Annotated in this window: 27 protein-coding genes, 2 pseudogenes and 1 riboswitch; of the genes and pseudogenes, 26 read left to right on the plus strand and 3 right to left on the minus strand. The window is 70.0% G+C overall.

Translation table 11 applies throughout. The features are described 5' to 3' along the window. Nucleotides 1-78: 78 nt before the first annotated feature. The 17 genes and pseudogenes from ACIBJC_RS34325 (at nucleotide 79) to ACIBJC_RS34405 (ending at nucleotide 13,156) form a co-directional block, all read left to right on the plus strand. Nucleotides 79-672 (plus strand): hypothetical protein, encoded by a 594-nt coding sequence (locus ACIBJC_RS34325; RefSeq protein WP_329823030.1) that lies wholly within the window; start codon nucleotides 79-81, stop codon nucleotides 670-672. Between the two features lie 291 nt (nucleotides 673-963). Beyond that, on the plus strand, nucleotides 964-1,410 hold the full coding sequence (gene rpsP, locus ACIBJC_RS34330; protein WP_329823029.1) for a 30S ribosomal protein S16: 447 nt from the start codon (nucleotides 964-966) through the stop codon (nucleotides 1,408-1,410). A 2-nt stretch (nucleotides 1,411-1,412) separates the two neighbouring features. Next, nucleotides 1,413-1,652: an RNA-binding protein gene (locus ACIBJC_RS34335; RefSeq protein ID WP_329823028.1), complete on the plus strand. Its 240-nt coding sequence runs from the start codon at nucleotides 1,413-1,415 to the stop codon at nucleotides 1,650-1,652. A gap of 157 nt (nucleotides 1,653-1,809) precedes the next feature. Continuing rightward, nucleotides 1,810-2,361: a ribosome maturation factor RimM gene (gene rimM, locus ACIBJC_RS34340; RefSeq protein ID WP_329823027.1), complete on the plus strand. Its 552-nt coding sequence runs from the start codon at nucleotides 1,810-1,812 to the stop codon at nucleotides 2,359-2,361. Then, on the plus strand, nucleotides 2,358-3,179 hold the full coding sequence (gene trmD / locus ACIBJC_RS34345; protein ID WP_399299313.1) for a tRNA (guanosine(37)-N1)-methyltransferase TrmD: 822 nt from the start codon (nucleotides 2,358-2,360) through the stop codon (nucleotides 3,177-3,179). The genes rimM and trmD overlap by 4 nt, the downstream gene beginning before the upstream one ends. A gap of 129 nt (nucleotides 3,180-3,308) precedes the next feature. Next, entirely contained in the window at nucleotides 3,309-3,659 is a 351-nt protein-coding gene (rplS, locus tag ACIBJC_RS34350; RefSeq protein ID WP_329823025.1) for a 50S ribosomal protein L19, read from the plus strand. Nucleotides 3,660-3,754: 95 nt separating this feature from the next. Beyond that, nucleotides 3,755-4,549, plus strand: a complete 795-nt coding sequence (gene lepB, locus ACIBJC_RS34355; RefSeq protein ID WP_399299316.1) for a signal peptidase I — start codon at nucleotides 3,755-3,757, stop codon at nucleotides 4,547-4,549. Further along, nucleotides 4,542-5,631, plus strand: a pseudogene (gene lepB, locus ACIBJC_RS34360) (signal peptidase I); the annotation flags it as partial. The gene lepB (ACIBJC_RS34355) and the pseudogene lepB (ACIBJC_RS34360), both read left to right, overlap by 8 nt. Continuing rightward, nucleotides 5,528-6,448, plus strand: a complete 921-nt coding sequence (gene lepB, locus ACIBJC_RS34365; protein ID WP_399299495.1) for a signal peptidase I — start codon at nucleotides 5,528-5,530, stop codon at nucleotides 6,446-6,448. The pseudogene lepB (ACIBJC_RS34360) and the gene lepB (ACIBJC_RS34365), both read left to right, overlap by 104 nt. A gap of 42 nt (nucleotides 6,449-6,490) precedes the next feature. Then, a complete protein-coding gene (lepB, locus tag ACIBJC_RS34370) occupies nucleotides 6,491-7,252 on the plus strand; it encodes a signal peptidase I (RefSeq protein WP_399299318.1) in 762 nt (253 codons plus the stop codon). Further along, nucleotides 7,242-7,766: an NUDIX hydrolase gene (locus tag ACIBJC_RS34375; protein ID WP_399299320.1), complete on the plus strand. Its 525-nt coding sequence runs from the start codon at nucleotides 7,242-7,244 to the stop codon at nucleotides 7,764-7,766. The genes lepB (ACIBJC_RS34370) and ACIBJC_RS34375 overlap by 11 nt, the downstream gene beginning before the upstream one ends. 54 nt (nucleotides 7,767-7,820) lie before the next feature. Continuing rightward, a complete protein-coding gene (locus tag ACIBJC_RS34380) occupies nucleotides 7,821-8,129 on the plus strand; it encodes a DUF2469 domain-containing protein (RefSeq protein WP_014675276.1) in 309 nt (102 codons plus the stop codon). A 143-nt stretch (nucleotides 8,130-8,272) separates the two neighbouring features. Beyond that, nucleotides 8,273-8,650 (plus strand): YraN family protein, encoded by a 378-nt coding sequence (locus ACIBJC_RS34385; RefSeq protein WP_399299323.1) that lies wholly within the window; start codon nucleotides 8,273-8,275, stop codon nucleotides 8,648-8,650. Continuing rightward, complete coding sequence (locus ACIBJC_RS34390) at nucleotides 8,650-10,275, plus strand: YifB family Mg chelatase-like AAA ATPase (RefSeq protein WP_399299325.1); 1,626 nt, start codon at nucleotides 8,650-8,652, stop codon at nucleotides 10,273-10,275. Before ACIBJC_RS34385 ends, ACIBJC_RS34390 begins: the two co-directional genes overlap by 1 nt. After that, entirely contained in the window at nucleotides 10,272-11,447 is a 1,176-nt protein-coding gene (gene dprA, locus ACIBJC_RS34395) for a DNA-processing protein DprA (RefSeq protein WP_399299327.1), read from the plus strand. Before ACIBJC_RS34390 ends, dprA begins: the two co-directional genes overlap by 4 nt. 253 nt (nucleotides 11,448-11,700) lie before the next feature. Further along, nucleotides 11,701-12,537, plus strand: a complete 837-nt coding sequence (gene whiG, locus ACIBJC_RS34400; RefSeq protein WP_399299329.1) for an RNA polymerase sigma factor WhiG — start codon at nucleotides 11,701-11,703, stop codon at nucleotides 12,535-12,537. A gap of 61 nt (nucleotides 12,538-12,598) precedes the next feature. Next, entirely contained in the window at nucleotides 12,599-13,156 is a 558-nt protein-coding gene (locus ACIBJC_RS34405; RefSeq protein ID WP_399299498.1) for a TetR/AcrR family transcriptional regulator, read from the plus strand. A 169-nt stretch (nucleotides 13,157-13,325) separates the two neighbouring features. On the opposite strand, the pseudogene ACIBJC_RS34410 reads toward ACIBJC_RS34405, so the two are convergent. Further along, nucleotides 13,326-13,913: pseudogene (locus ACIBJC_RS34410) on the minus strand (peptidoglycan DD-metalloendopeptidase family protein); the annotation flags it as partial. A 387-nt stretch (nucleotides 13,914-14,300) separates the two neighbouring features. Here ACIBJC_RS34410 and rpsB point away from each other — a divergent pair. The 9 genes from rpsB (at nucleotide 14,301) to ACIBJC_RS34455 (ending at nucleotide 24,411) form a co-directional block, all read left to right on the plus strand. After that, nucleotides 14,301-15,233: a 30S ribosomal protein S2 gene (gene rpsB / locus ACIBJC_RS34415; protein WP_399299331.1), complete on the plus strand. Its 933-nt coding sequence runs from the start codon at nucleotides 14,301-14,303 to the stop codon at nucleotides 15,231-15,233. Nucleotides 15,234-15,326: 93 nt separating this feature from the next. After that, nucleotides 15,327-16,163 (plus strand): translation elongation factor Ts, encoded by an 837-nt coding sequence (tsf, locus tag ACIBJC_RS34420; protein ID WP_329823016.1) that lies wholly within the window; start codon nucleotides 15,327-15,329, stop codon nucleotides 16,161-16,163. Nucleotides 16,164-16,342: 179 nt separating this feature from the next. Continuing rightward, nucleotides 16,343-17,107 carry a UMP kinase gene (gene pyrH, locus ACIBJC_RS34425; RefSeq protein WP_385001703.1) on the plus strand — a complete coding sequence of 255 codons (765 nt, stop codon included), beginning with the start codon at nucleotides 16,343-16,345 and terminating at the stop codon, nucleotides 17,105-17,107. Between the two features lie 127 nt (nucleotides 17,108-17,234). Beyond that, on the plus strand, nucleotides 17,235-17,792 hold the full coding sequence (frr, locus tag ACIBJC_RS34430) for a ribosome recycling factor (protein WP_046499668.1): 558 nt from the start codon (nucleotides 17,235-17,237) through the stop codon (nucleotides 17,790-17,792). Further along, nucleotides 17,792-18,859 (plus strand): phosphatidate cytidylyltransferase, encoded by a 1,068-nt coding sequence (locus ACIBJC_RS34435; RefSeq protein ID WP_399299335.1) that lies wholly within the window; start codon nucleotides 17,792-17,794, stop codon nucleotides 18,857-18,859. Before frr ends, ACIBJC_RS34435 begins: the two co-directional genes overlap by 1 nt. 196 nt (nucleotides 18,860-19,055) lie before the next feature. Beyond that, nucleotides 19,056-20,162, plus strand: coding sequence for a 23S rRNA (adenine(2503)-C(2))-methyltransferase RlmN (rlmN, locus tag ACIBJC_RS34440; protein WP_329823013.1), 1,107 nt, complete (start codon nucleotides 19,056-19,058; stop codon nucleotides 20,160-20,162). A gap of 39 nt (nucleotides 20,163-20,201) precedes the next feature. Continuing rightward, a riboswitch (TPP riboswitch) is annotated at nucleotides 20,202-20,327 on the plus strand. Nucleotides 20,328-20,417: 90 nt separating this feature from the next. Further along, nucleotides 20,418-21,542: a thiamine ABC transporter substrate binding subunit gene (locus tag ACIBJC_RS34445; protein ID WP_399299337.1), complete on the plus strand. Its 1,125-nt coding sequence runs from the start codon at nucleotides 20,418-20,420 to the stop codon at nucleotides 21,540-21,542. A 158-nt stretch (nucleotides 21,543-21,700) separates the two neighbouring features. Continuing rightward, complete coding sequence (locus ACIBJC_RS34450; RefSeq protein ID WP_399299339.1) at nucleotides 21,701-23,314, plus strand: ABC transporter permease; 1,614 nt, start codon at nucleotides 21,701-21,703, stop codon at nucleotides 23,312-23,314. Further along, nucleotides 23,314-24,411 carry an ABC transporter ATP-binding protein gene (locus ACIBJC_RS34455; RefSeq protein ID WP_399299341.1) on the plus strand — a complete coding sequence of 366 codons (1,098 nt, stop codon included), beginning with the start codon at nucleotides 23,314-23,316 and terminating at the stop codon, nucleotides 24,409-24,411. Before ACIBJC_RS34450 ends, ACIBJC_RS34455 begins: the two co-directional genes overlap by 1 nt. 7 nt (nucleotides 24,412-24,418) lie before the next feature. On the opposite strand, the gene ACIBJC_RS34460 is transcribed toward ACIBJC_RS34455, so the two are convergent. Together ACIBJC_RS34460 and ACIBJC_RS34465 are read right to left on the minus strand one after the other, a co-directional pair. Next, nucleotides 24,419-24,841 carry a nuclear transport factor 2 family protein gene (locus ACIBJC_RS34460; RefSeq protein WP_399299343.1) on the minus strand — a complete coding sequence of 141 codons (423 nt, stop codon included), beginning with the start codon at nucleotides 24,839-24,841 and terminating at the stop codon, nucleotides 24,419-24,421. Between the two features lie 135 nt (nucleotides 24,842-24,976). After that, nucleotides 24,977-26,101 carry an LOG family protein gene (locus tag ACIBJC_RS34465; RefSeq protein WP_399299345.1) on the minus strand — a complete coding sequence of 375 codons (1,125 nt, stop codon included), beginning with the start codon at nucleotides 26,099-26,101 and terminating at the stop codon, nucleotides 24,977-24,979. Nucleotides 26,102-26,359: the final 258 nt, after the last annotated feature.

Below are 26,359 nucleotides of genomic sequence, written 5' to 3' on the forward strand. Positions count from 1 at the left end.
GCAACTGACGGGTACGTGCAAATTATTTGTGATGCCCCGTAATGGAACCCGGGAGGGATCCGGCTCGTTATTCACGACGTGAGCACGACACCACCTGTTCTCGCCGCAGAGCTGGCACAGGCGTGGGCCGACATTCAGCGGTCCCACCCCGAGCTGCCGGATCTTGCCGCGCCAGAGTCCCTGATCGGAGAGTCGTCGTCCGCCTGCGGCGCCGAGCTCTCTTTCGAACGACTGCTTCACGAAGCGGTCCATGGCATCGCCGCGGCCAGAGGTGTCCGCGACACCTCACGCGCGGGCCGCTACCACAACCGCCGATTCCTTGCGATCGCCGAGGAGATGGGTCTCGACCATCCGGAGGAGCCGCATCCCAGCAGCGGCTTCTCCCTGGTCGCGCTCAGCCCCGAGGCGAAGCGCCGGTACCGCCCCACCATGGAGCGGCTCCAGCGCGCCCTCAAGGCGCACACCGTCGCGACGGCCGCCGACACCAAGCGCAGCTTCCGCGGCCCGGCCGCCCGGCACGGCTCGTCCGGCGGTGGGGTGCGGGTCAAGGCGGTCTGCGACTGCGGCCGGAATGTGCGCGTCGTCCCGTCGGTCCTCGCCCAGGCCCCGATCGTCTGCGGCGGCTGCGGCAAACCGTTCCGTATCCCGGAAGTGGTCGCCGCCGCGAGCTAGGCCCCTCGCCGGCACTCCGCGGGCTCCCGGTGGTCTTGGTGCCGCCGGGGCGGCGACCCGTATCCGCGGCACGGCTCCGTCATCCACGGGGCCGGAGCCGTGCGCAGTACGCCGTACCCCGGCCGGGTCAACCCCGGTGCCGGGGTGTGGCAGAATGGCCAGCCGTACTCGACAGTCGCACAGGACCCCTCTCTCCTCCGGCTGACGCGTCCATCGGGCAGATCGGGTACCGCAACCCCACGCGGCATCCTGCTGTGCCCAACCACGTCAAGACCAGGAGACACCACTCCAGTGGCAGTCAAGATCAAGCTGAAGCGTCTGGGCAAGATCCGTTCGCCTCACTACCGCATCATCGTCGCCGACTCCCGTACCCGCCGTGACGGCCGGGCCATCGAGGAGATCGGTCTGTACCACCCGGTGCAGAACCCGTCGCGTATCGAGGTCGACTCGGACCGCGCGCGTTACTGGCTGTCCGTCGGCGCCCAGCCGACCGAGCCTGTTCTCGCGATCCTCAAGCTCACCGGTGACTGGCAGGCGCACAAGGGCCTTCCGGCCCCCGCGCCGCTGCTCCAGCCGGAGCCGAAGGCCGACAAGCGCGCCCTCTTCGAGGCCGCCGCGAAGGACGCCGGCGACGAGCCCAAGGGCGAGGCCATCACTCAGAAGGCCAAGAAGTCCGACAAGAAGGCCGACGAAGCCGGGACCGAGTCTTCGGCCGCCGCCGAGTCGACCGGGGCCTGAGCATGCTCGAGGAGGCTCTCGAGCACCTCGTGAAGGGCATTGTCGACAACCCGGACGAAGTGCAGGTCGCCTCGCGCAACCTGCGCCGCGGCCGTGTGCTGGAGGTCCGGGTCCACCCGGACGACCTCGGCAAGGTGATCGGCCGCAACGGCCGCACCGCGCGTGCGCTGCGGACGGTCGTGGGCGCCCTCGGCGGCCGTGGCATCCGCGTCGACCTCGTCGACGTGGACCAGGTCCGCTGACACACCAGAACACCGGCACGGGCCGGGAAGGGCATCCACCTTCCCGGCCCGTGTTTGCGTGCTGGTACCAGAAACATCAATGGAGCAACCACGACGGCGAGCGACCACCTCCGCGGGAGCGGGCGGCGGTTCAGCCGCACAGAGGGCGGGCTTGGCAGTGCAGTTGGTAGTCGGGCGGATCGGCCGCGCCCACGGCATCAAGGGCGAGGTCACCGTCGAGGTGCGTACGGACGAGCCCGAGGTACGGCTCGGTCCCGGCGCCGTCCTCGCCACGGAACCGGCATCGACCGGGCCGCTGACGATCGAGACGGGCCGGGTGCACAGCGGCAGGCTGCTGCTGCGCTTCGCCGGAGTGCGGGACCGTACGGGTGCCGAGGCCCTGCGCAATGTCCTCCTGATCGCCGAGGTCGACCCGGAGGAGCTTCCCGAGGATCCGGAAGAGTTCTACGACCATCAGTTGATGGACCTGGACGTCGTCCTGACCGACGGCACCGAGGTCGGCCGGATCACCGAGATCACACACCTGCCCTCGCAGGACCTGTTCATCGTGGAACGGCCCGACGGCAGCGAGGTCATGATCCCCTTCGTGGAGGAGATCGTCACCGAGATCGATCTGACCGAGCAGCGGGCCGTGATCGACCCGCCGCCGGGTCTGATCGACGACCGGGCGGAGATCGTGCCCGGCGGTGGAGAGGCCGACGACCGATGAGGCTCGACGTCCTCACGATCTTCCCGGAGTACCTGGAACCGCTGAACGTCTCGCTCGTCGGCAAGGCCCGGGCGCGCGGACGCCTCGACGTACACGTGCACGACCTGCGGGAGTGGACGTACGACCGGCACAACACGGTCGACGACACGCCCTACGGCGGTGGCCCCGGCATGGTCATGAAGACCGGCCCCTGGGGTGACGCCCTCGACGAGACCCTTGCGGACGGCTATGAGGCGGGCGCGTACGGCCCCGTCCTGGTCGTTCCCACGCCCAGTGGCCGCCCCTTCACCCAGAAGCTGGCCGTGGAGCTCTCCGAGCGCCCCTGGCTGCTCTTCGCTCCCGCCCGCTACGAAGGCATCGACAGCCGGGTCATCGACGAATACGCGACGCGGATCCCCGTCGTCGAGGTGTCCATCGGCGACTACGTGCTGGCCGGCGGCGAGGCCGCGGTCCTGGTGATCACCGAGGCCGTGGCCCGCCTGCTGCCCGGCGTCCTCGGCAACGCGGAGTCGCACCGCGACGACTCGTTCGCCCCCGGCGCGATGGCCGACCTGCTGGAGGGGCCCGTCTACACCAAGCCGCCCGAGTGGCGCGGGCGCGGCATCCCGGACGTTCTGCTCAGCGGCCACCACGGGAAGATCGCGCGGTGGCGCCGCGACGAGGCGTTCCGGCGTACGGCGCTCAACCGGCCCGATCTGATCGAACGGTGCGACCCCGCCGCCTTCGACAGGAAGGACCGGGAAACGCTCTCCATCCTGGGCTGGTCGCCGGAGCCCAGTGGCCGATTTTGGCGCAGGCCCGACGACGTGGAACAATAGGCCGCTGCTGTACGTCCGGTGTGCGCCCCTGCCACAGGGGGACCGACGCCCGCCCGACGCGAACGGCACTCATACTCTCTCCCGATCATCCGCTGATGACCTGTGGCATCAGCGAGGAAGCAGACCTTCATGGCCAGCCTGCTCGACTCCGTCGACGCCTCGTCGCTCCGCAGCGACCTCCCCGCCTTCCGCCCCGGTGACACCGTGAACGTCCACGTACGCGTCATCGAGGGCAACCGCTCCCGTATCCAGCAGTTCAAGGGTGTCGTCATCCGCCGCCAGGGTTCGGGCGTCCGCGAGACCTTCACGGTTCGCAAGGTCTCGTTCTCCGTCGGCGTCGAGCGCACCTTCCCGGTCCACAGCCCGATCTTCGAGAAGATCGAGCTGGTCAGCCGCGGTGACGTCCGCCGCGCCAAGCTGTACTACCTCCGTGAGCTGCGCGGCAAGGCCGCGAAGATCAAGGAGAAGCGCGACCGCTGAGCCCCCACGGTCCTGGGCCTGAGACTTCTCAAGCCGAGGGCCGGGACTCTTCTCACGCCCGGTGCGACAGGGCCGCCGGATAAGATCTGGCCCCGATGGACACCGAAGCACAGCACGAGAAGCGCGACCGCTCTTCCGACATCCCCACGGGGGCGGAAGAGCGGTCGCGCTTCTCGCGTTCCCCCTGGCTCGTCACGGGCCGGGGCACGGTGGGGAGCTCGTGGCTCTCCTGGCGCCGTACAGGGCTCCTCGGCCTTTTCTGCACGGTCTTCGTGCTGCTCTTCAGCACGTTCGTACTCCAGCCATTTCTGATCCCCAGTGGCTCGATGGAACCCACCCTCCGTGTCGGAGACCGCTTGCTCGTCAACAAGTTGGCGTACCGTTTCGGTACCGCGCCGGAGCGTGGTGACGTGATCGTCTTCGACGGAACCGGGTCCTTCGTACAGGAGCCGGCCGGTGGGAATCCCGTCACCGGGCTGCTGCACGGGGCGGCCGCGGCCCTCGGACTCGCCGAGCCCGCCGAGACCGATTTCGTCAAGCGCGTGGTCGGTGTGGGGGGTGACCGTGTGGTCTGCTGCGACAAGGGGGGCAGGGTCGAAGTGAACGGCCGGGCCGTTGACGAGCGGTACGTGTACGCCGGTGACGCTCCCTCCCGCGTACCTTTCGACATCGTCGTGCCCGAGGGAACCCTGTGGGTGATGGGCGATCATCGCAGTAATTCGCGTGACTCCCGGGATCATCTCGGAGAGCCGGGAGGCGGGATGGTGCCCGTGGAGAGAGTGATCGGAAGGGCGGACTGGATCGGCTGGCCCGTGGGCCGCTGGTCCGTCCTGGAGCCCACAGACGCCTTCCGTGAGGTCCCGGCTCCGGGGAGCGGTGCCCATGGGTAAGCGCGGGCGTCCTGCGAATCACGGGTACGACACCAGGCTGCCGACCGGCTCCAGACCCACCACGGGCCGGGCGCTGCCGGGCCGTGCGGAGCGGCGCAAACTCGCCAAGAAGGTGAAGCGGCGCCGCAGCCGGTCCGCGGCCAAGGAGATCCCGCTGCTGATCACGGTGGCGCTGCTGATCGCCGTCGTCCTCAAGACGTTCCTGGTGCAGGCGTTCGTGATCCCTTCGGGATCCATGGAGCAGACGATCAGGATCAGCGACCGGGTGCTGGTGGACAAACTGACCCCCTGGTTCGGCTCCAAGCCGCAGCGCGGCGATGTCGTGGTCTTCAAGGACCCCGGAAACTGGCTCCAGGACGAGCAGCCCCCGCCGGACAACTCCCCGGTGGTGGTCAAGCAGCTCAAGGAAGGGCTGTCCGCCATCGGGCTGTTGCCGTCCGCGGATGACAAGGACCTGATCAAGCGGGTCGTCGCGGTCGGCGGTGACACCGTCAAGTGCTGTGACGTCAACGGCAAGGTGACGGTCAACGGCATGCCCCTCACCGAGCAGTACCTGAACCCCGGCAACGCGCCCTCCACGATCCCCTTCGAGGTACAGGTCCCCGCCGGACGTATCTTCGTCATGGGCGATCACCGCTCCAATTCGGCCGATTCCCGCTTTCATCTCCAGGAGGAGTACAGCGGTACGGTCTCCGAGGCCGGGGTCGTGGGCCGCGCGGTGGTCATCGCCTGGCCGCTCGACCACTGGAGCGGACTGGAGCAGCGGTCGACCTTCGCTTCCGTACCCGATGCGCGTGCCGCGCCGACCACGGCGGCAGGACCGTCGAATAGTCTGTCTTCCCAGGATCGAAACGGATTGGTCCGGCTCCCGACCCCTGCGGAACTCCCGCTCGTTATGGGAGTGGTGGGCCTGTCCCTTCTTAGGGACAGGCGATCACACAGAGTATTCGCGCGGAGTAAGGAGTGGATGTGGGGGATGTGGCGGTCGGCGCACGATCCGGACACGACGATCCCGAGGAGGGACGCGAGCAGCTCGCCGAGTCGCCCGAAGACGTGACGGACGAGTCGGCGGAACGGCGGGGCGACGGCGGGGAGGGGCCGGACGGAGGCGGCGCGACGGCGCCGAGGAAGCCGCGTTCCTTCTGGAAGGAACTGCCTCTCCTGATCGGGATCGCGCTTCTTCTCGCCTTCCTGATCAAGGCTTTTCTCGTCCAGGCGTTTTCGATCCCCTCGGACTCGATGCAGGACACCCTGCAGCGCGGCGACCGGGTGCTGGTGGACAAGCTCACACCGTGGTTCGGCTCCGAGCCGCAGCGCGGCGAGGTCGTCGTCTTCAACGACCCGGGCGGCTGGCTGGACGGCGCCGAGACCCCCGAACCGAACGCGGTGCAGTGGGCCCTCGGCCTCATCGGGCTGATGCCGTCCTCCGACGAGAAGGACCTGATCAAGCGGGTCGTCGCGGTCGGCGGCGACACGGTCGAATGCAAAAAGGGTGGAAAGGTTCACGTCAACGGCCACGCGCTGGACGAGACGGACTACATCTACCCCGGCAACACTCCCTGTGACGACGAGCCGTTCGGCCCGATCAAGGTGCCCAAGGACAGCATCTGGGTGATGGGCGATCACCGGCAGAATTCGCTGGACTCCCGCTACCACCAAGAGCTTCCCGGCAACGGAACGGTCCAGAACTCGAACGTCGTGGGCCGCGCCTTCGTCGTCGCCTGGCCGGTCAACCGCTGGTCCTTCCTCCCGGTGCCCGGCACGTTCGACCAGTCCGGTCTGAATACGGCGGCCTCCGTTGCGACGGCCGCGACGCCCGGAGCGCTCGCCCTGGCCGGAGCCGTGCCGATCGTGCTGTGGCGCAGAAGGAGGCTGACCCGCCGGAGTACCGCCGGGTAGGGTGCCGTCCCAGATCGTTCTCCGAACGGGGGGAGTGCTGGGATGAGCACAACAGAACGTAAGAACAGCGGCCACGGCCGCCTTGGCAGTGTGCTGTCGGGGCTGGCCGTGGCCGTCGGCTGTGTGCTCTTCCTCGGGGGGTTCGTCTGGGCGGCAGTCGAGTACCGGCCGTACACCGTGCCCACCGACTCGATGGACCCGACCGTGAAGGCGGGGGACCGGGTGCTGGCCCAGCGGATCTCCGGTGGCGGCGTACGCCGGGGGGACGTGGTCGTCTTCACCGACTCCGAGTGGAGCGACCTGCCGATGGTCAAGCGTGTGGTCGGCGTCGGCGGCGACACGGTCGCCTGCTGTGACGCGTCCGGCCGGCTGACCGTCAACGGGAAACCGGTCGAGGAGCCGTACGTGCAGGGCATGCTCGGCGGACGGGCCTCCTCGACCGACTTCGACGCGACCGTACCCGCGGGCCAGCTCTTCCTGCTCGGCGACGAGCGCAGCGGCTCACTGGACTCCCGCGTCCACCTCCAGGACCCCACACAGGGCTCGGTGCCGCGCACGGCGGTGGACGCGCGTGTGGACGCCGTGGCCTGGCCGCTGGGCGGCATGATCGGCCGGCCTGCGGCCTTCGCGGCGCTGCCGGGCGGCGTGTCCGCGCCCGGGCCGCTGCAAGCGCTCGTCGCGGCCGTGGTGGGCGGCGCGCTCCTGATCTTCGGAGGCGCGGCGTACGCACCGGTCGTACGGCTGATCGCGAAGAGACGCCGGAGCGAGCCCCGTGGCGAGGGAGCGTCCGCCCATGCCGCCTGACGACCGCCCCGGGGCGGAGGCTGCTCAGGCACAGGCGCTCAGGAGGGTGGCGCGGGTGGTACTGCTCGACCCCGAGGACCGCGTGCTGCTGATGCACGGGTACGAGCCGGGCGATCCCGACCGCCGCTGGTGGTTCACGCCCGGCGGTGGCCTGGAGGGCGATGAGAGCCGAGAGGAGGCCGCGCTGCGCGAGCTGGCGGAGGAGACGGGGATCACACAGGTGGAGCTGGGGCCCGTGCTGTGGCGCCGTCTCTGCTCCTTCCCCTTCGACGGCCGCCGCTGGGACCAGGACGAGTGGTACTTCCTGGCGCGTACGGCGCGGACCGAAGCCTCCCTCGGTGACCTCACCGACCTGGAACGACGCAGCGTCGCGGGGCTGAGGTGGTGGACCTCCGCCGAACTGTCGGCGGCGCGTGAGACGGTGTATCCGACCAGGCTCGCCGAGCTGCTGCGCACGCTGCTCGACGAGGGTCCCCCGGACACGCCGGTGGACCTCGCGCCCGAGCACGTCTAGCGGCGCGGGGGCCGGAGCACAATAGGGGAACGTACGGCTGAAGGGGAACATGCCATGAGCGCCGAGGACCTCGAAAAGTACGAGACCGAGATGGAGCTGAAGCTCTACCGGGAGTACCGCGATGTCGTCGGCCTGTTCAAATACGTGATCGAGACCGAGCGTCGCTTCTATCTCACCAACGACTACGAGATGCAGGTGCACTCGGTCCAGGGCGAGGTGTTCTTCGAGGTCACGATGGCGGATGCATGGGTCTGGGACATGTACAGGCCGGCCAGGTTCGTCAAGCAGGTGCGGGTGCTCACGTTCAAGGACGTGAATATCGAGGAGCTGAACAAGAGCGATCTCGAATTGCCCGGCGGCTGAAGTGCGTGAGACCGGCCATCGGCGCTGAGGGCCCGGAGATCACTCGGACGGGTGAGCGAGTTATCCACACTCGGTAGGTTTTCCACCAAGATCCACTCGTATCGGGAGATCGCGTCAGAGTCGGTGCCGGAGGTGGTGCCGAAATGAACGCGACGGGGGCACTGGGAAGGTACGGCGAGAATCTCGCGGCGCGGCGGCTGGCCGCGGCGGGGATGATCGTGCTCGCCCGCAACTGGCGGTGCGGCAGGACGGGCGAGATCGACATCGTCGCCCGGGACAGCGATACCCACGGCCGGGAGACGCTGGTCGTCTGCGAGGTGAAGACCCGCAGAGCGGGTTCGTTCGAACACCCGATGGCCGCGGTCACGCCGGAGAAGGCCGACCGGCTGAGGCGGCTCGCCGCCTGCTGGCTGGACCGGCACGGGGGCCCGCCGCCCGGCGGCGTACGGATCGACCTGATCGGCGTGGTGCTGCCCCGACGGGGTGCCCCCGAGGTCGAGCACGCACGGGGGGTGGCCTGATGGGGTTCGCGCGTGCGTGTTCGGTCGCGCTGGTGGGTGTCGAGGGTGTGGTCGTCGAGGTCCAGGCCGATCTGGAGCCCGGCGTGGCCGCTTTCACCCTGGTCGGACTGCCCGACAAGAGCCTGGTGGAGAGCCGTGACCGGGTCAGGGCGGCCGTTGTCAACTCCGGCGGGGAGTGGCCGCAGAAGAAGCTCACGGTGGGGCTCAGCCCCGCCTCCGTCCCCAAGAGCGGCAGCGGCTTCGATCTCGCCGTCGCCTGCTCCGTCCTCGGGGCGGCCGAGCGTATCGACCCCAAGGTGATCGCCGATCTGGTGCTCATCGGGGAACTGGGTCTGGACGGGCGGGTCCGGCCGGTGCGCGGGGTGCTGCCCGCGGTGCTCGCGGCGGCCGAGGCCGGGTACCGCCAGGTCGTCGTCCCCGAGCAGACCGCGGGCGAGGCGTCCCTGGTGCCGGGAGTCTCCGTCCTCGGGGTACGGAGCCTGCGCCAGCTCATCGCCGTACTGACCGGCGAGGCGGTCCCGGATGAGCCGCAGGAGCCCGGGCAGGGCCGCCCTGACGCCATGCTGGCGGGGCTGATGGTGCCAGGAGTCGGTGTCGGCACCGGACTCGCCACAGGCGCCGCGGGTGACGGCCACCGTCCTGACCTCGCGGACGTGGCGGGCCAGGCCACCGCCCGTACCGCCCTTGAGGTGGCCGCGGCGGGCGGACATCATCTGCTGCTCCAAGGGCCGCCGGGCGCGGGCAAGACCATGCTCGCCGAGCGACTGCCCGCTGTTCTGCCGCCGCTGACCGGCCAGGAATCCCTGGAGGTCACCGCGGTCCACTCGGTGGCGGGCATTCTCCCACCGGGCGAACCGCTCGTGCACACACCGCCGTACTGCGCACCGCACCACTCGGCGACCATGCAGTCACTGGTCGGCGGCGGGAACGGGCTGCCACGGCCCGGCGCGGTCTCGTTGGCACATCGCGGCGTACTTTTTCTGGACGAAGCGCCAGAATTCTCCGGACGGGCGCTGGACGCCCTGCGTCAGCCCTTGGAGTCGGGCCACGTGGTCGTGGCACGCAGCGCGGGGGTGGTGCGGCTGCCGGCCCGCTTCCTCATGGTGCTCGCGGCCAACCCCTGCCCCTGCGGACGGCACACCCTGAACGGCGCGGGATGTGAGTGCCCGCCCTCGGTGATCCGCCGCTATCAGTCACGGCTCTCGGGGCCGCTGCTCGACCGGGTCGACCTGCGGGTGAGTGTCCAGCCTGTTGGACGGGCGGATCTCCTGGGGCAGGGCGGCCGGGGCGAGTCGACGGCGGCGGTCGCCGCACGGGTACGGGAGGCCAGAGCGCGGTCCGCGGCCCGGCTGGACGGCACGCCCTGGTCGGTCAACAGCGAAGTCCCCGGCCATGAGCTGCGGACCCGTTGGCCCGTCGCCCCCGGAGCGCTCGGCGCCGCGGAACGGGATCTGGAGCGCGGGCTGCTTACCGCACGCGGTCTCGACCGGGTCCTGAGAGTGGCCTGGACGGTCGCGGACCTCGCCGGCTGTGACCGGCCGGAAGCGCGCCACGTGGACCTCGCCCTGGAGCTGCGCACGGGCATCGCCAGGGGCACCAGGGGCGCGGCGGGAGACGTCTCATGACCCACGTGGACCCCCGGGAGCGGCTGGCGCGCGCCGCGCTCACCCGGATCCTCGAACCGGGCGACGAACAGGGCGGCCGATGGCTGCGCGCGTTCGGCGCCGTCAGGCTGCTGGACCTGCTCGGCTCACAGGCCGGGGCCCAGGACGCCGTACGCGGGCAGCTCGCCGGAGCCACCGAGCGGCGGCTCGACGGCTACCGGGCCCGGGCGGCGCGGGCCGAGCCCGAGCGCGACCTGTCGGCGATCACAGCGATCGGCGGCCGGTTCGTCTGCCCCGGCGACGCGGAGTGGCCCAGCCAGCTCGACGACCTCGGCGCGGCCCGGCCCATCGGCCTGTGGATCCGCGGCCGGCCGGATCTGCGGATCTGGTCCCTGCGCTCCGTCGCGGTCGTCGGGGCCCGGGCGTGTACTCCGTACGGGGCACATATGGCGGCCACTCTCGGCTCCGGTCTCGCCGAACGCGGCTGGGTGGTGACCTCGGGCGCCGCGTTCGGCGTCGACGGAGCGGCCCACCGCGGCGCTCTGGCGGCCGACGGGGCGACCGTGGCCGTACTCGCCTGCGGCGTCGACGTGGTCTACCCGCCGGGCCACGCCGAGTTGGTGGGCCGGATCGCTGAACAGGGCCTGGTCATCGGCGAATTACCCCCGGGCGACCATCCGACCCGCAGCAGATTCGTGCTGCGTAACCGTGTCATCGCCGCGCTCACCCGGGGGACCGTCGTGGTGGAGGCGGAGTACCGCAGCGGCTCCCTCGTCACCGCGCGCTGCGCACAGCGGCTCGGCCGTTTCACCATGGGCGTCCCGGGATCCGCCACCAGCGGGCTCTCGGCAGGGGTGCACGAACTGCTACGCGGAGAAGGCGTACTGGTCACTGACGCCGCCGAAGTGGTCGAACTCGTCGGAGACATCGGGGACCTTGCCCCGGCCCGCCGGGGCCCCGTACTCCCCAGGGATCTGCTCGATCCGCTCAGTGCGCAGGTCCTTGAGGCACTGCCGGCCCGAGGCGCCGCCGAAGGGCGGGAGATCGCGCGGGACGCGGGCACGACGGCGGACGAGGCGCTCGGCAGGCTGTACGAACTCCACTCGTTGGGGTTCGTCGAACGGCACGGCGACCGGTGGCAGTTGGCCTCCCGGACCACACCGGGAACCGTCGCGCGGCGAGGCGGTGCTTGACCTGGGGCATTCGGGTGAAAAGGTGAGAGGGATGATCCTCGAACCGCTATCGGCGACCTGCGTCGCGCCGGTGCCCGGACAGGACCTGGCGGGGCCGGCACCCGATCGAATACGTGACCGACGGCATCCACCGGGGCGGGTCCGGCCGCCCACTCCTCGCGCAGCGCGACTCCTCAGTCACGCTACGCTCACCTGGACTCCGGTCCAGCGAGATGTCCCCCGCACTTCACGGCAGAACGGCTCAAGGCGACGCATGCCCCAGCACACCTCCGGGTCTGATCGCGCGGCAGCGCCCCCGGCTGCCCGGAGCGCCGTGCGTTCCCCCGCGCCCTCGTCGCTCAACGAGTTGTGGCGGTCGTACAAGACCACGGGCGACAGCCGACTGCGCGACCAGCTCATCCTCCACTACTCGCCGCTGGTGAAGTATGTCGCGGGCCGGGTCAGTGTCGGGCTGCCCGCCAACGTCGAGCAGGCGGACTTCGTCTCCTCCGGGGTCTTCGGTCTCATCGACGCGATCGAGAAGTTCGACATCGAGCGATCGATCAAGTTCGAGACGTACGCGATCACCCGGATCCGCGGGGCCATGATCGACGAACTCCGGGCGCTGGACTGGATCCCACGCTCCGTACGGCAGAAGGCGCGAGCCGTCGAGCGCGCCTACGCCACCCTGGAAGCCCAGCTCAGGCGTACCCCCACCGAGGCGGAGGTGGCCGCGGAAATGGGTATCGCACTGGAGGAACTGCACGCGGTTTTCAGCCAGTTGTCCCTGGCGAACGTCGTCGCGCTGGAAGAGCTGCTCCATGTCGGCGGTGAGGGCGGCGAGCGGCTCAGCCTGATGGACACCCTGGAGGACACCGCCGCCGACAATCCGGTGGAGGTCGCCGAGGACCGCGAGCTGAGACGGTTGCTGGCGCGCGCGATCAACACCCTCCCCGACCGGGAGAAAACCGTGGTCACGCTCTACTACTACGAGGGTCTGACCCTCGCCGAGATCGGCAATGTGCTCGGTGTGACCGAGAGCAGGGTCAGCCAGATCCACACAAAATCCGTGCTCCAACTGCGGGCCAAGCTGGCCGACGTCGGACGCTGAGGCTGTGCTGCCGCGATCGCATCCGTAAAGTGGAGGCGTGCCAAGGATTCGAGCGGCCTCCGTGGCCGAGCACCGGACCATGCAACGCGGCGCCCTGCTGGACGCCGCGCGCTCCCTCCTGTCCGAAGGCGGTACGGAAGCGCTGACCTTCCCCGCCCTCGCCGAGCGCACGGGCCTCGCCAGGTCCTCGGTCTACGAATACTTCCGCTCGCGCGCCGCCGTCGTCGAGGAGCTGTGCGCCGTCGACTTCCCGGTCTGGGCGGCGGAGGTCGAAGCGGCCATGGCCGGTGCGGACACCCCCGAGGCCAAGATCGAGGCGTACGTACGGCAGCAGCTCGCCCTGGTCGGTGACCGGCGCCACCGCGCGGTCGTCGCCATCTCCGCGAGCGAGCTGGACGCGGGCGCCCGGGAGAAGATCCGTGCCGCGCACGGCGGCCTGATCGCCATGATCGTCGAAGCCCTGGCCGAACTGGGCCAGGAGCAGCCCCGGCTGGCCGCGATGCTGCTCCAGGGCGTGGTGGACGCGGCGGTCCGCCGTATCGAACTCGGTGCGGCCGAGGCCCCGCCGGAGATCGCCGAGGCGGCCGTCGCCATGGCGCTGCGCGGCGTACGGGGCTGAACCCGGCGGGCCCACGGCGCCCCGGGCGACGGGCCAGGACTGCCACCGCCAGCAGCACCAGCGCGTACAGCCCGTACGCCCCGTGCGAGGCGCCGTACCCACCGGACGGGACCGACTCCGTGGTCGCCCCCACCGCCCGCGTCGGCCTCGGCGGCGTGAGCGTCGATGCCGCCGGTTCCGGCACTCCGAGCACCGGCAGCAGCCGGGAGGGGCCCCGGCGGAGCATGCCCGGCGGCAGCAGCGACAGCGGGTCCAGGTAGGTGTCGCCCCGCAGCAGCCCCCAGTGGAGGCAGGTCGTCGGGCAGTGGGAAGGGCCGGCCGCCAGCACCCCGACCACTTGGCCCGCCACGACCTGGTCCCCTCTCCTGACCAGCGGTTCCACCGGTTCGTAAGTGGTGCGCAGCGATGGATCGCCCGTGCCGGGCAGGGTGATCGAGACCACCCCACGCCCCGCCACGGGGCCCGCGAAGGAGACCCGCCCTGACGCGGCGGCTCGTACCGGCGCACCCGCGGGCGCCCCCAGGTCCACGCCGCGGTGACCGGGCCCGTACCCCGTCGCCGGCGGCTGCCAGCCGCGCAGCACCGTGGGCCGCGAGCCCACCGGCCAGGACCGGCGGCCGTCGGGGACGTCGGGCGGGACGGTGGACGGGATGTCGGGAGGGGGCTCGGAAGGCGCGGGCGTCCCGGCAGGCGCGGGCGTCGGGGCGGCGGAGGCGTGAGGAGCCCAGAGCAGCCCCGCGGCGAGCGTGAGGGCGATGGCGAGGGCAGGGGTGAAGGACGGCTTGCGGACATGGGCTCCGGCGCGGGCGAGCAGGCGCGGGAACAGCGAACGGCGGCTGACGCGATGGGTGATCATGCGATACACCGTGGACCCGAAAGCCCGGACCGCGCTGATCATGAACCGGATCTGTGGACTACTGACCGGTTGTGGATAACGCCGTCACCCGAGGGTGCGAAGGTCCCGTACACTTCTTGTGGCGATCCGGGTCACCGGGTCGACTTCGCACGCCTCGTCATCGGCCTCTTCGCGCCGATGCCAGCGCTTCTCGGTCTCGGGCTGTTCCCGTGGCACAGCGCAATCGAGGCGTCAGGCGCGACTGCCGTCCGGCGGACGCGACAACCGAGTACCTCAAGGAGTACGGCCATGGCCGTCGTCACGATGCGGGAGCTGCTGGAAAGCGGCGTCCACTTCGGTCACCAGACCCGTCGTTGGAACCCGAAGATGAAGCGCTTCATCTTCACGGAGCGCAACGGCATCTACATCATCGACCTGCTCCAGTCGCTGTCGTACATCGACCGCGCCTACGAGTTCGTCAAGGAGACCGTCGCCCACGGCGGTTCCATCATGTTCGTCGGTACGAAGAAGCAGGCGCAGGAAGCCATCGCCGAGCAGGCGACGCGCGTAGGCATGCCCTACGTCAACCAGCGCTGGCTGGGCGGCATGCTCACCAACTTCTCCACCGTCTACAAGCGCCTTCAGCGTCTGAAGGAGCTTGAGCAGATCGACTTCGAGGACGTGGCCGCCTCCGGCCTCACCAAGAAGGAGCTGCTGGTTCTCTCCCGCGAGAAGGCCAAGCTGGAGAAGACCCTCGGTGGTATCCGCGAGATGCAGAAGGTGCCCAGCGCCGTCTGGATCGTCGACACCAAGAAGGAGCACATCGCCGTCGGTGAGGCGCGCAAGCTCCACATCCCGGTCGTCGCGATCCTCGACACCAACTGCGACCCCGACGAGGTCGACTACAAGATCCCGGGCAACGACGACGCGATCCGCTCCGTCACCCTGCTCACCCGCGTGATTGCCGACGCTGTCGCCGAGGGCCTCATCGCCCGTTCCGGCGTCGCCACCGGTGACTCGAAGCCGGGCGAGAAGGCCGCCGGCGAGCCCCTCGCCGAGTGGGAGCGCGACCTGCTTGAGGGCGAGAAGAAGGACGACGCCGAGAAGCCGGCCGAGGCCGCCACCGAGGCTCCGGCCGCTGAGGCTGCTGAGACCGTCGAGGCCGCCCCGGCCGCCGAGGCCGAGAAGCCCGCCGAGGCGCCCGCCGCCGAGGCCCCGGCCGCGGACACCGAGCAGGCCTGACCTTCACCAGGTTCGGCAGTTGACGGCGGGGGCCCATCGGCCCCCGCCGTTCACCCGTAGATCTTTCAGACCTTCGAAAGAGAATTACAGATCATGGCGAACTTCACCGCCGCTGACGTCAAGAAGCTCCGCGAGCTCACCGGCGCCGGCATGATGGACTGCAAGAAAGCCCTGGAAGAGGCCGACGGCAGTGTCGATAAGGCCGTCGAGACGCTCCGCGTCAAGGGTCAGAAGGGCGTCGCCAAGCGCGAGGGCCGTTCGGCCGAGAACGGCGCCGTCGTCTCCCTCATCTCCGACGACAAGACCTCCGGCGTCCTCCTTGAGCTGAAGTGCGAGACGGACTTCGTCGCCAAGGGCGACAAGTTCCAGGCCGTGGCCAACACGCTCGCCGCCCACGTCGCCGCGACGTCCCCGGCCGACCTGGCCACGCTGCTCGCCTCCGAGATCGAGGCTGGCAAGACCGTCCAGGCGTACGTGGACGAGGCGAACGCGAACCTCGGCGAGAAGATCGTCCTGGACCGCTTCGCGCAGTTCACCGGCGGCTACGTCGCGGCGTACATGCACCGCACCATGCCCGACCTCCCGCCGCAGGTCGGCGTGCTGGTCGAGCTGGACAAGGAAGACGCCCAGGTCGCCAAGGACGTCGCGCAGCACATCACCGCCTTCGCGCCGAAGTACCTCAACCGCGACGAGGTCCCGGCCGAGACGGTCGAGAAGGAGCGCCGCGTCGCCGAGGCCACCTCGCGCGAGGAGGGCAAGCCCGAGGCCGCCCTTCCGAAGATCATCGAGGGTCGCGTCAACGGCTTCTTCAAGGAGAACGTCGTTCTGGAGCAGGCTTTCGCGAAGGACAACAAGAAGTCCGTTCAGAAGATCCTGGACGAGGCCGGTGTCACCCTGACGCGCTTCTCGCGCATCAAGGTCGGCGTCTGAGTCCGTACGCGATCAACCAAAGACCCCGATAGGGTCGGAGGCAGTCGCTCGCGTGTGCCTGACGGCATTACTTCGTAGGCGGCCGGGCGACCGCAGATCTGACGAGGAGGCCATTGCCGCACAGGGAACCGCAAGGACCCCGGCAATGGCCTTCTTCGTATGTGCACGAGGAGATCTCCATGGAACAGGCCGACAAGAGCGCCGAGAAGAGCGCCGACGGTGCGAAGCGCCGCTTCATGCTGAAGCTGTCCGGTGAGGCGTTCGCCGGCGGAGGGGCGCTCGGAGTCGATCCCGACGTCGTACACGCCATCGCCCGCGAGATCGCCGCCGTCGTCCGCGACGGCGCCCAGATCGCGGTCGTCCTCGGCGGCGGCAACTTCTTCCGCGGCGCCGAACTCCAGCAGCGCGGCATGGACCGGGCACGCTCCGACTACATGGGCATGCTCGGCACGGTCATGAACTGTCTGGCCCTCCAGGACTTCCTGGAGAAGGAAGGCATCGACTCCCGCGTCCAGACGGCCATCACCATGGGCCAGGTCGCGGAGCCGTACATCCCGCTGCGGGCCGTACGGCACCTGGAGAAGGGCCGCGTCGTCATCTTCGGCGCAGGTATGGGCATGCCGTACTTCTCCACCGACACCACCGCCGCCCAGCGCGCCCTGGAGATCGACGCCCAGGCGCTGTTGATGGGCAAGAACGGCGTGGACGGGGTGTACGACTCCGACCCCAAGACCAACCCCGACGCGGTCAAGTTCGACGCGCTCGAATACAGCGAGGTCATCGCCGGCGATCTGCGCGTCGCCGACATGACCGCGATCACGCTGTGCCAGGACAACCGGCTGCCGATCCTTGTCTTCGAATTGCTGAAGGAAGGCAATATCGCGCGTGCGGTCAAGGGTGAGAAGATCGGCACGCTCGTGAGCGACCAGGGCACCCGGAACTGACCCCGGGCTGCCCCGTACGGGGATGGACAAAGCCCTGCCGGTCGGACACCGTGCAGGACAGGACGCGACGCAGGTTCCGCCGGCCGGCAAGCATGCCGGGCCCACTCAAGACACGCAGGAGCAAGTGGTGATCGAAGAGACCCTCCTCGAGGCCGAGGAGAAGATGGAGAAGGCCGTCCTGGTCGCCAAAGACGACTTCGCCGCGATCCGCACCGGGCGTGCGCATCCGGCGATGTTCAACAAGATCGTGGCGGACTACTACGGTGCGCTCACCCCGATCAACCAGCTCGCCTCGTTCGCCGTACCCGAGGCGCGGATGGCCGTGGTGACCCCGTTCGACAAGAGCGCGCTGCGCAACATCGAGCAGGCCATCCGGGACTCCGACCTCGGCGTCAACCCGAGCAACGACGGCAACATCATCCGGGTGGTGTTCCCGGAGCTGACCCAGGACCGCCGCAAGGAGTTCATCAAGGTCGCCAAGACCAAGGCCGAGGACTCCAAGATCTCGATCCGCGCCGTACGCCGCAAGGCCAAGGAGACCATCGACAAGCTGGTCAAGGACGGAGAGGTCGGCGAGGACGAGGGACGCCGCGCCGAGAAGGAGCTCGACGACACCACCGCGAAGTACGTCGCGCAGGTGGACGAGCTGCTCAAGCACAAGGAAGCCGAGCTGCTCGAAGTCTGATGAACGACTCTTCCCGGGGGGCCTTGCCGACAGCCGGTTACTGGGGACCGACCGACCAGGGGGCTGCCCCGGCGGGTCCCGCATACGATGAGCATTCCGCACAGCAGACTCGGCCCATGCCCATCGTGCCCGACGAACCCGCGAACGGCGGGGACCAGAACGACGACCGGGGGGCTGCTCGGCCGGGCGGCCCCCTGTTCCGCGACGAGACTCCGCAGGAGCCCATGGCCGTCCCTCCGCCGCCCCCGCCGAAGAAGCGGGCCGGCCGTGATCTGCGCGCGGCCATAGGAGTCGGTGTCGGGCTCGGCGCGGTGGTCGCCGCGTCGCTCTTCATCGTCAAGGCCGTGTTCATCGGTGTCATAGCGGTCGCCGTGGTCGTGGGGTTGTGGGAGCTGACCTCGCGGCTCGACGAGAAGAAGGGCATCAAGGCACCGCTCGTGCCGCTGGCCGTGGGCGGCGCCGCGATGGTCGTCGCCGGGTACGCGCGCGGCGCGGAGGGCGCCTGGGTCGCGATGGCCCTCACCGCGCTCGCCGTGCTGATCTGGCGCATGACGGAGCCGCCTGAGGGCTACCTCAAGGACGTCACCGCAGGGGTCTTCGCCGCGTTCTACGTGCCGTTCCTGGCGACCTTCGTCGCGATGATGCTCACGGCGGGGGACGGTTCGCAGCGTGTGCTGATGTTCCTCGTGCTGACCGTCGTCAGCGACACCGGCGCGTACGCCGTCGGCTGGCGCTTCGGTACGCACAAGCTCGCGCCGCGCATCAGCCCTGGCAAGACCTGGGAGGGGCTCGGCGGCGCCGTCGCCTTCGCGATGGTGGCCGGCGCGCTCCTGATGGAGTTCCTGATCGATGGTGGTGCCTGGTGGCAGGGGCTGCTGATCGGCCTGGCCGTCGCGGCCAGCGCCACGCTCGGCGACCTCGGCGAGTCCATGATCAAGCGTGACCTCGGGATCAAGGACATGGGGACGCTGCTGCCGGGGCACGGCGGGATCATGGACCGGCTCGACTCGCTGCTGCCCACGGCGCCGGTGGTCTGGCTGCTGCTGGTGCTCTTCGTGGGGTCCTGAACGTCCGGACCGCCGTGACGGTTCCGGCGGTTCTGACGGGCAAAGGCGCTGCCAGTCCCCGCTCGGGATCCGTGCGGAGACGGTGCGTGCTTGAGAGGAGGGGGTACGCCGCCCACGGGGCGGCGTACCCCCTCTCCCATGGTGCCGATGTACGGGGAACGGGCCACGCGGCGTCGTCTGCGACACTGGACGGACCATGCCTGCACCCGGAGAACTCACTTTCGTCGCGCCCCGCGGAGCCAAGAAGCCCCCGCGGCATCTCGCCGACCTCACCCCCGCCGAGCGCCGCGAGGCCGTCGCCGCCATCGGGGAGAAGGCGTTCCGCGCCAAGCAACTGTCGCAGCACTACTTCGCGCGCTACGCGCACGATCCCGAGCAGTGGACCGACATCCCGGCCGCCGCGCGGCAGAAACTCGCGACGGAACTGCTGCCCGAGCTGATGTCGGTGGTACGGCACATCTCGTGCGACGACGACACGACCCGTAAGACGCTCTGGCGGCTGCACGACGGCACGCTCGTCGAGTCCGTACTGATGCGCTATCCCGACCGGGTCACCATGTGCATCTCGTCGCAGGCGGGCTGTGGGATGAACTGCCCCTTCTGCGCGACCGGACAGGCTGGCCTGGACCGCAATCTGTCCACGGCGGAGATCGTCCACCAGATCGTCGACGGGATGCGCGCACTGCGCGACGGCGAGGTCCCCGGTGGCCCCGCGCGGCTGTCCAACATCGTCTTCATGGGCATGGGCGAGCCCCTCGCCAACTACAAGCGCGTTGTCGGCGCGATCCGCCGGCTCACCGACCCCGAGCCGGACGGTCTTGGCATCTCGCAGCGCGGGATCACCGTCTCCACGGTCGGACTGGTGCCCGCGATGCTGCGCTTCGCCGACGAGGGCTTCAAGTGCCGGCTCGCGGTCTCCCTGCACGCCCCCGACGACGAGCTGCGCGACACCCTCGTTCCGGTCAATACGCGCTGGAAGGTACGGGAGGTGCTGGACGCCGCGTGGGAGTACGCGGAGAAGTCCGGCCGCCGGATCTCCATCGAGTACGCCCTGATCCGCGACATCAACGACCAGGCATGGCGTGGCGACCGGCTGGGCCGGCTCCTTAAGGGCAAACGGGTCCACGTCAACCTGATCCCGCTCAACCCGACGCCGGGCTCGAAGTGGACGGCGTCGCGCCCGGAGGACGAGAAGAAGTTCGTCGAGGCGATTGCGGCGCACGGCGTGCCGGTGACCGTACGGGACACGCGGGGCCAGGAGATCGACGGGGCGTGCGGACAGTTGGCCGCCACGGAGCGCTAGGCGGGCCTGGGGGTAACCTTGGCTCGAAACGCATTGCATATTTTCCGACAGGGGAGCGCCACAGCGCTGAGAGTGCGGCACATGTCCGTGAGAGCGGGCAGCGGTCGCAGACCCTCTGAACCTTGCCCAGGTCATTCTGGGTAGGAAGTTCGGACATCACTCAAGCTGTTGCGCCCTGTCCGGGCTCGGTCCGTACCTACGGTCGGCCCCCGGACAGGGCCGCGTCTTCTCCTGGACATCCCAGGAGGAAAATCAGTGAGCACCATCCGTACCCGTACCGGCGTCAGAAACGCGGCGTACGCCGCGCTCGCGGCGACTCTCGGTGTCGCGACCCTCGCCGCCTGTGGCGGCTCCGACGGCTCCGCGTCGTCCGGCGACGGGGGGAGCGGTGGCACGAAGTCCAAGACCGTCACCCTCGTCAGCCACGACTCGTTCAACGCGTCCCCCGCGGTGCTGAAAGAGTTCACCAAGGAGACCGGCTACACCGTCAAGGTGCTGAAGAGCGGCGATGCCGGCGAAGCGCTCAACAAGGAGATCCTGACCAAGGGATCGCCCCAGGGCGACGTCTTCTTCGGCGTCGACAACACCCTGCTCTCCCGTGCCCTCGACAACGGCCTGTTCACGCCGTACGAGGCGAAGGGCCTGGGCCGGGTCGACGCGAGCGCGCGGCTCGACAAGGAGAAGCATCGGGTCACCCCGATCGATAACGGCGATATTTGCATTAACTACGACAAGAAGTACTTCGCGGACAAGAAGCTTGCGCCACCGCAGTCCTTCGACGACCTGATCAAGCCCCAGTACAAGAACCTCCTCGTCACCGAGAACGCCGCGACCTCCTCGCCCGGCCTCGGCTTCCTCCTGGGCACCGTCGCGCGCTACGGGGACGACGGCTGGCAGGACTACTGGAAGAAGCTCAAGGCCAACGGCGTCCAGGTCGTCGACGGCTGGGAGCAGGCGTACAACGAGAGCTTCTCCGGTTCTGCGGGTGGCAAGAAGGCCAAGGGCGACCGGCCGCTGGTCGTCTCGTACGCCTCCAGCCCGCCTGTCGAGGTGCTGTACGCGAAGCCGCAGCCCCAGCAGGCCCCGACAGGGGTCTCCACGGGTACGTGCTTCCGGCAGACCGAGTTCGCGGGGCTGCTCGACGGCGCGAAGAATGCGGCGGGTGGCAAGGCCCTGCTGGACTTCCTGATCAGTGAGAAATTCCAGGCGGACATGCCGCTGAACATGTTCGTCAACCCGGTGGTCAAGGGCGTCGCGCTGCCCGAGTTGTTCACGAAGTTCGGCGCGACCGTCGACCGGCCCGAGACCGTGGCACCTGACCGTATCGCCGCCAACCGTGAGCAGTGGATCCAGTCGTGGTCCTCACTCGTAGTGAAGTAACCGCCGAGGAGAAGGGCCGGGCGGCGCGGGACGGCCGGACCGGGCGAGGCGCCGTGCGGCACGGGGGCGGCGTACGGGGCGGTCTACGGGGCGCTGTGCGGAGCCGAGAGTGGCAGGGACGCCGACGTGGGCGCGGAAACGCCGTACGACTCGCCCTCATGGCCGGGCCCCTCGTTTTCTTCGCCGTCTTCTTCGCCTATCCCGTCGCCGCGATCGTCGGCCGCGGCCTCAAGGCGGACGGTGCCTGGCAGTTCGGCCGCGTCGGCGACGTACTGAGCCGCTCCGACATCCTCGGCGTCCTGTGGTTCACCACGTGGCAGGCGCTCGCCTCCACCGCGCTCACGCTGCTGATCGCGCTGCCCGGCGCCTATGTCTTCGCGCGCTTCGCCTTCCCGGGGAAGCAACTCCTGCGCGCCGTGGTCACCGTGCCCTTCGTGCTGCCCACCGTCGTCGTCGGCACCGCCTTCCTGGCGCTTCTCGGACGCGGCGGTCTCCTCGACGACCTGTGGGGCGTACGGCTCGACACCACCGTCTGGGCCATCCTTCTCGCCCATGTCTTCTTCAACTACGCGGTGGTCGTACGCACCGTGGGCGGCCTGTGGTCACAGCTCGACCCGCGCCAGGAGGAAGCCGCGCGCGTACTGGGCGCCGGGCGCCTCGCGGCGTGGTGGCGCGTGACGCTTCCCGCGCTCGCCCCCGCCGTCGCCGCCGCGGCGCTGATGGTCTTCCTCTTCACGTTCACCTCCTTCGGCGTCGTACAGATCCTCGGTGGCCCCGGCTTCTCCACCCTTGAGGTCGAGATCTACCGGCAGACCGCGCAACTCCTCGACCTGCCCACCGCCGCCGTGCTGACGCTGGTGCAGTTCGCGGCGGTCGGCGCGATCCTCGCCGTACACGCCGGGACCGTACGGAGGCGGGAGAGCGCGCTGAAGCTGGTCGACCCGGCGCAGACCGCGCGCCGGCCCCGCGGAGCCGGGCAGTGGGCGCTGCTCGGCGGCGTGCTCGCGACCGCCGCGCTGCTGATCCTTTTGCCGCTGGGGGTGCTCGTCGAGCGCTCCCTCGACGGCCCCGGCGGGTACGGGTTCGCCCACTACCGGGCGCTCGCCTCGGTTGACGCGAGCGGCGGCACCTTCCTCGTGCCGCCGCTGGAGGCCGTCTGGAACTCGCTGCGGTACGCGCTGGTCGCCACGGCCATCGCGGTGGTGATCGGCGGCCTCGCCGCCGCCGCGCTGACCCGTCGCGCCGGACGCCTCGTACGGGGCTTCGACGCGCTGCTGATGCTGCCGCTCGGCGTCTCCGCCGTCACCGTCGGCTTCGGCTTCCTGATCACGCTCGACAAGCCGCCGCTCGACCTGCGGGCCTCCTGGATCCTCGTGCCGCTCGCCCAGGCGCTGGTGGGTGTGCCCTTCGTCGTACGGACCATGCTGCCGGTGCTGCGCGCGGTCGACGGGCGGCTGCGCGAGGCGGCGGCCGTTCTCGGGGCGTCCCCGCTGCGCGCCTGGCGGGAGATCGATCTGCCGTTGGTACGGCGGGCCACGCTCGTCGCGGCAGGGTTCGCCTTCGCCGTCTCGCTCGGTGAGTTCGGCGCGACGGTCTTCATCGCGCGTCCCGACCGGCCGACGCTGCCGGTGGCAGTGGCGCGGCTGCTGAGCCGGCCCGGCGAGCTCAACTACGGGCAGGCGATGGCACTGTCCACGGTCCTGATGGTGGTGTGCGCGGTGTCGCTGCTGGCGCTCGAACGTATCCGTACCGACCGCTCGGGAGAGTTCTGATGGCTTTGCTGACCCTGTCGGACGTGACCGTACGGTTCGGCACCGGCACCGGCACCGGCACCGCACCGTACGCCGCGCTCGACGCGGTCGATCTGGAGGTCGCCGAGCACGAGATCGTCTGTGTGCTCGGGCCGAGCGGCAGTGGCAAGTCGACACTGCTGCGCGTCGTGGCGGGCCTCCAGGCCCCGGACGGTGGGCAGGTCTCCCTCGACGGCGCCGACCAGTCGGGGGTGCCGGTGCATCGGCGTGGCGTCGGGCTGATGTTCCAGGACCATCAGCTCTTCCCGCAGCGCGACGTGGCGGGGAACGTCGCCTTCGGCCTGCGGATGCGCGGCGCGTCACGCGACGAGCAGTCCCGGCGGGTCGACGAACTGCTCGAACTCGTGGGACTGCCGGGCGCCGGACGGCGCGCCGTCGCCGCGCTGTCCGGCGGCGAACAGCAGCGGGTCGCCCTGGCCCGGGCGCTCGCGCCCCGGCCGCGACTGCTGATGCTGGACGAGCCGCTCGGCCAGTTGGACCGGAGCCTGCGCGAGCGTCTCGTGGTCGAACTGCGCGGCCTCTTCGGACGGCTCGGTACGACCGTGCTCGCCGTCACTCACGACCAGGGCGAGGCCTTCGCGCTGGCCGACCGCGTCGTGGTGATGCGCGACGGTCGCATCGCCCAGAGCGGCACACCGCTGGAGGTCTGGCAGCGGCCTGCCTCCGCGTTCGTGGCACGATTCCTCGGCTTCGACAATGTCGTGGCCGCGACGGTGGGCGACGGGGCCGCAGACACCGCCTGGGGCCGGATCCCCGTACCGAACGGCTCCGCACGGGGGGAACGTCTGCTCCTGGTACGGCCGGCCGGAGTACGGCTGGTCGACGCCATGCAGGGGCTGCGCTGCACCGTCGAGGCCCTTACCTTCCGGGGCAGCCGCGTCGCCGTACTGCTGCGCCCGGACCGGCCCGGTGACAGACCGGTGCTGGAGGCCGAGTGCGGGCTGCACGAAGCCCCGGCGGTGGGTGCGACGGTAGGGGTCGCCTTTGCTGCCGAGGACGTGGTGGTCCTGGAGGAGCAGGACGAGCGCCCCGTACGGGGCGGACAGGCAGCGTCCTGAATCCGGCTCACGGAGTGCAGGCGGCAGCGATGGCGAGGCTGTCCTCGTAGACGCGGTAGCGGGTGATCAGGCCGTCCTCCACGGTCAGCCGCATGGCGAAGGGCGAGCGGAACGACTTGCCCGTGCTCCGTACGGTGCCCGCGAGCCGGCCACTGAGCGCGGCCTCCGCGCCGTCCGCGACAAGAGCGTCCACGGAGGAGCCGTCCGGGTCGGGGTACTGCCCCTCGGCGAGTTCCCGGAAGTGGTCCGCGACGTCGGCGCGCGTCGTGCGGGGCCGGATCCACGGGACGGCGGGGTTGTCGGCGATGACCCAGTCGACCTTCTCCGTGAACAGTTCGGCGATACGGGCGGGGTCGCCCTCCGCGATCCGTTGGAGCAGAAGTCGGACGGTGGAGCGCGTGCGTTCGGTGAGTGCGGTGCCGTCGGTCATGTGAGATCCCCTGCTCAAGCCTGCGTGTCCGTACAGGGACGAGCCTGTCGCGCAGTGGCCGCGGCGTCGATTACCTCACGGGTCATGCCGTCGACGGAGCGGCGGACGCTGACACGGAGTCGGAGACGACGCCGTTCAGTTGGAGAGCCTGGCGAGCGCCGCGGGGGCCTCGTCCACCGAGTCGACGAGCGCGATCCGTGCCTCCATCGGGCGTTCCTTCGCCAGCGCTTGGAGCAGCGGCCACGTCGGGAGCCGCTCGGTCCAGTGGGCGCGGTCGACCAGGACCATCGGGGTCGGTTCGCCGCGCGACTGGTAGTAGTTCGGCGTCGCGTTGTCGAAGATCTCCTGGACGGTGCCCGCCGCACCGGGCAGGAAGACCACCCCCGCGTTCGAGCGGGCCAGCAAGCCGTCCTCGCGGGTCGCGTTGGCGAAATACTTGGCGATGTGGCCGGCGAAGGCGTTGGGCGGTTCGTGGCCGTAGAACCAGGTGGGGATTCCGATCGAGTCGTCGCCCTTCGGCCAGCGCGCCCTGACCTCGAAGGCGGCCCGCGCCCATGCCGAGACGGAGGGCACGAACGACGGGGCCTCGGCGAGCACTTCGAGAGCCTTGTCCAGCATCTCGTCCGGGTGGGAAGCGGCGTACGCGCCGAGGTTCGCGGCCTCCATGGCGCCGGGCCCGCCACCGGTGGCCACGGTCAGTCCCGTACGGGTGAGGGAGCGCCCGAGGCGGGCCGCACCGGCGTACGCGTCGGTGCCACGGGCCATCGCGTGCCCGCCCATGACGCCCACGACGCGCGCGCCGACCACGAGTTCGTCCAGGGCGTCCGAGACCGCGTCGTCGTGCACGGAGCGCAGCATGGACGCGAATATGTCGCCGTCGGCCTTGGTCCGCTGGAACCAGGCGTAGGCGAGGGCGTCGGGGGTGGCCTCGTAGCCGCCGTCCGTAAGGCCCTCGAAGAGTTGCTCGGGGGAGTAGAGGAACCCCCGGTACGGGTCGAACGGCAGATTGGGCACGGGCGGGAAGACCATGGCACCGTCGGCGCGCACCTTCGACGCGGCGTCGGGCTCCATGGGGCAGCCGAGGAAGACGGTGTCGGCGGTGTCGGCACGGAGGAGTTCCGGCGTACGGGCCGTCAGATCGACGGACTGCACACGGTATCCGCGGAGTGTCCCCAGGGATCGTACGGTGCGGTCGAACTCGTCGATGGACTCGATCTCGCGGTCCTGGCGGTGCACGGTGAGCTGCTTGTCGTTCGACATGGGCTCACGATAGGGGATCCTCCCGACCCTGGTCCTTGGGGCGGGTGGAGGAGGTTGCGAGCTGAAGCGGCGCGGTACGACGGGGCGCGAGCGCGGACGCCGCGTGGGCTCCCTTGGGCGGCGTACGGTGCGTCATACGCCGCGGCGCCACGGGGCGTACGCCGCACCGCAGGCCCGTGGCGGCCGGGCCGGCGGCGCGGGGCCGCCGCCCTCGCACCGTCCGCGCTCCCCGCGGCGTGGCGTGCCCGTCGGTGTCGC

This window comes from Streptomyces sp. NPDC050509, from assembly GCF_044457965.1.
Lineage (GTDB): Bacteria > Actinomycetota > Actinomycetes > Streptomycetales > Streptomycetaceae > Streptomyces.

Coding starts and splice junctions, on each gene's coding strand:
- rlmN (WP_329823013.1), top strand. CDS start 19,056: ATGCCTGCACCCGGAGAACTCACTTTCGTCGCGCCCCGCGGAGCCAAG.
- ACIBJC_RS34335 (WP_329823028.1), top strand. CDS start 1,413: ATGCTCGAGGAGGCTCTCGAGCACCTCGTGAAGGGCATTGTCGACAAC.
- ACIBJC_RS34380 (WP_014675276.1), top strand. CDS start 7,821: ATGAGCGCCGAGGACCTCGAAAAGTACGAGACCGAGATGGAGCTGAAG.
- ACIBJC_RS34455 (WP_399299341.1), top strand. CDS start 23,314: ATGGCTTTGCTGACCCTGTCGGACGTGACCGTACGGTTCGGCACCGGC.
- rplS (WP_329823025.1), top strand. CDS start 3,309: ATGGCCAGCCTGCTCGACTCCGTCGACGCCTCGTCGCTCCGCAGCGAC.
- trmD (WP_399299313.1), top strand. CDS start 2,358: ATGAGGCTCGACGTCCTCACGATCTTCCCGGAGTACCTGGAACCGCTG.
- ACIBJC_RS34435 (WP_399299335.1), top strand. CDS start 17,792: ATGAACGACTCTTCCCGGGGGGCCTTGCCGACAGCCGGTTACTGGGGA.
- ACIBJC_RS34375 (WP_399299320.1), top strand. CDS start 7,242: ATGCCGCCTGACGACCGCCCCGGGGCGGAGGCTGCTCAGGCACAGGCG.
- ACIBJC_RS34450 (WP_399299339.1), top strand. CDS start 21,701: ATGGCCGGGCCCCTCGTTTTCTTCGCCGTCTTCTTCGCCTATCCCGTC.
- rpsB (WP_399299331.1), top strand. CDS start 14,301: ATGGCCGTCGTCACGATGCGGGAGCTGCTGGAAAGCGGCGTCCACTTC.
- ACIBJC_RS34460 (WP_399299343.1), bottom strand. CDS start 24,841: ATGACCGACGGCACCGCACTCACCGAACGCACGCGCTCCACCGTCCGA.
- whiG (WP_399299329.1), top strand. CDS start 11,701: ATGCCCCAGCACACCTCCGGGTCTGATCGCGCGGCAGCGCCCCCGGCT.
- ACIBJC_RS34465 (WP_399299345.1), bottom strand. CDS start 26,101: ATGTCGAACGACAAGCAGCTCACCGTGCACCGCCAGGACCGCGAGATC.
- dprA (WP_399299327.1), top strand. CDS start 10,272: ATGACCCACGTGGACCCCCGGGAGCGGCTGGCGCGCGCCGCGCTCACC.
- lepB (WP_399299318.1), top strand. CDS start 6,491: ATGAGCACAACAGAACGTAAGAACAGCGGCCACGGCCGCCTTGGCAGT.
- ACIBJC_RS34390 (WP_399299325.1), top strand. CDS start 8,650: ATGGGGTTCGCGCGTGCGTGTTCGGTCGCGCTGGTGGGTGTCGAGGGT.
- tsf (WP_329823016.1), top strand. CDS start 15,327: ATGGCGAACTTCACCGCCGCTGACGTCAAGAAGCTCCGCGAGCTCACC.
- pyrH (WP_385001703.1), top strand. CDS start 16,343: ATGGAACAGGCCGACAAGAGCGCCGAGAAGAGCGCCGACGGTGCGAAG.
- lepB (WP_399299316.1), top strand. CDS start 3,755: ATGGACACCGAAGCACAGCACGAGAAGCGCGACCGCTCTTCCGACATC.
- ACIBJC_RS34385 (WP_399299323.1), top strand. CDS start 8,273: ATGAACGCGACGGGGGCACTGGGAAGGTACGGCGAGAATCTCGCGGCG.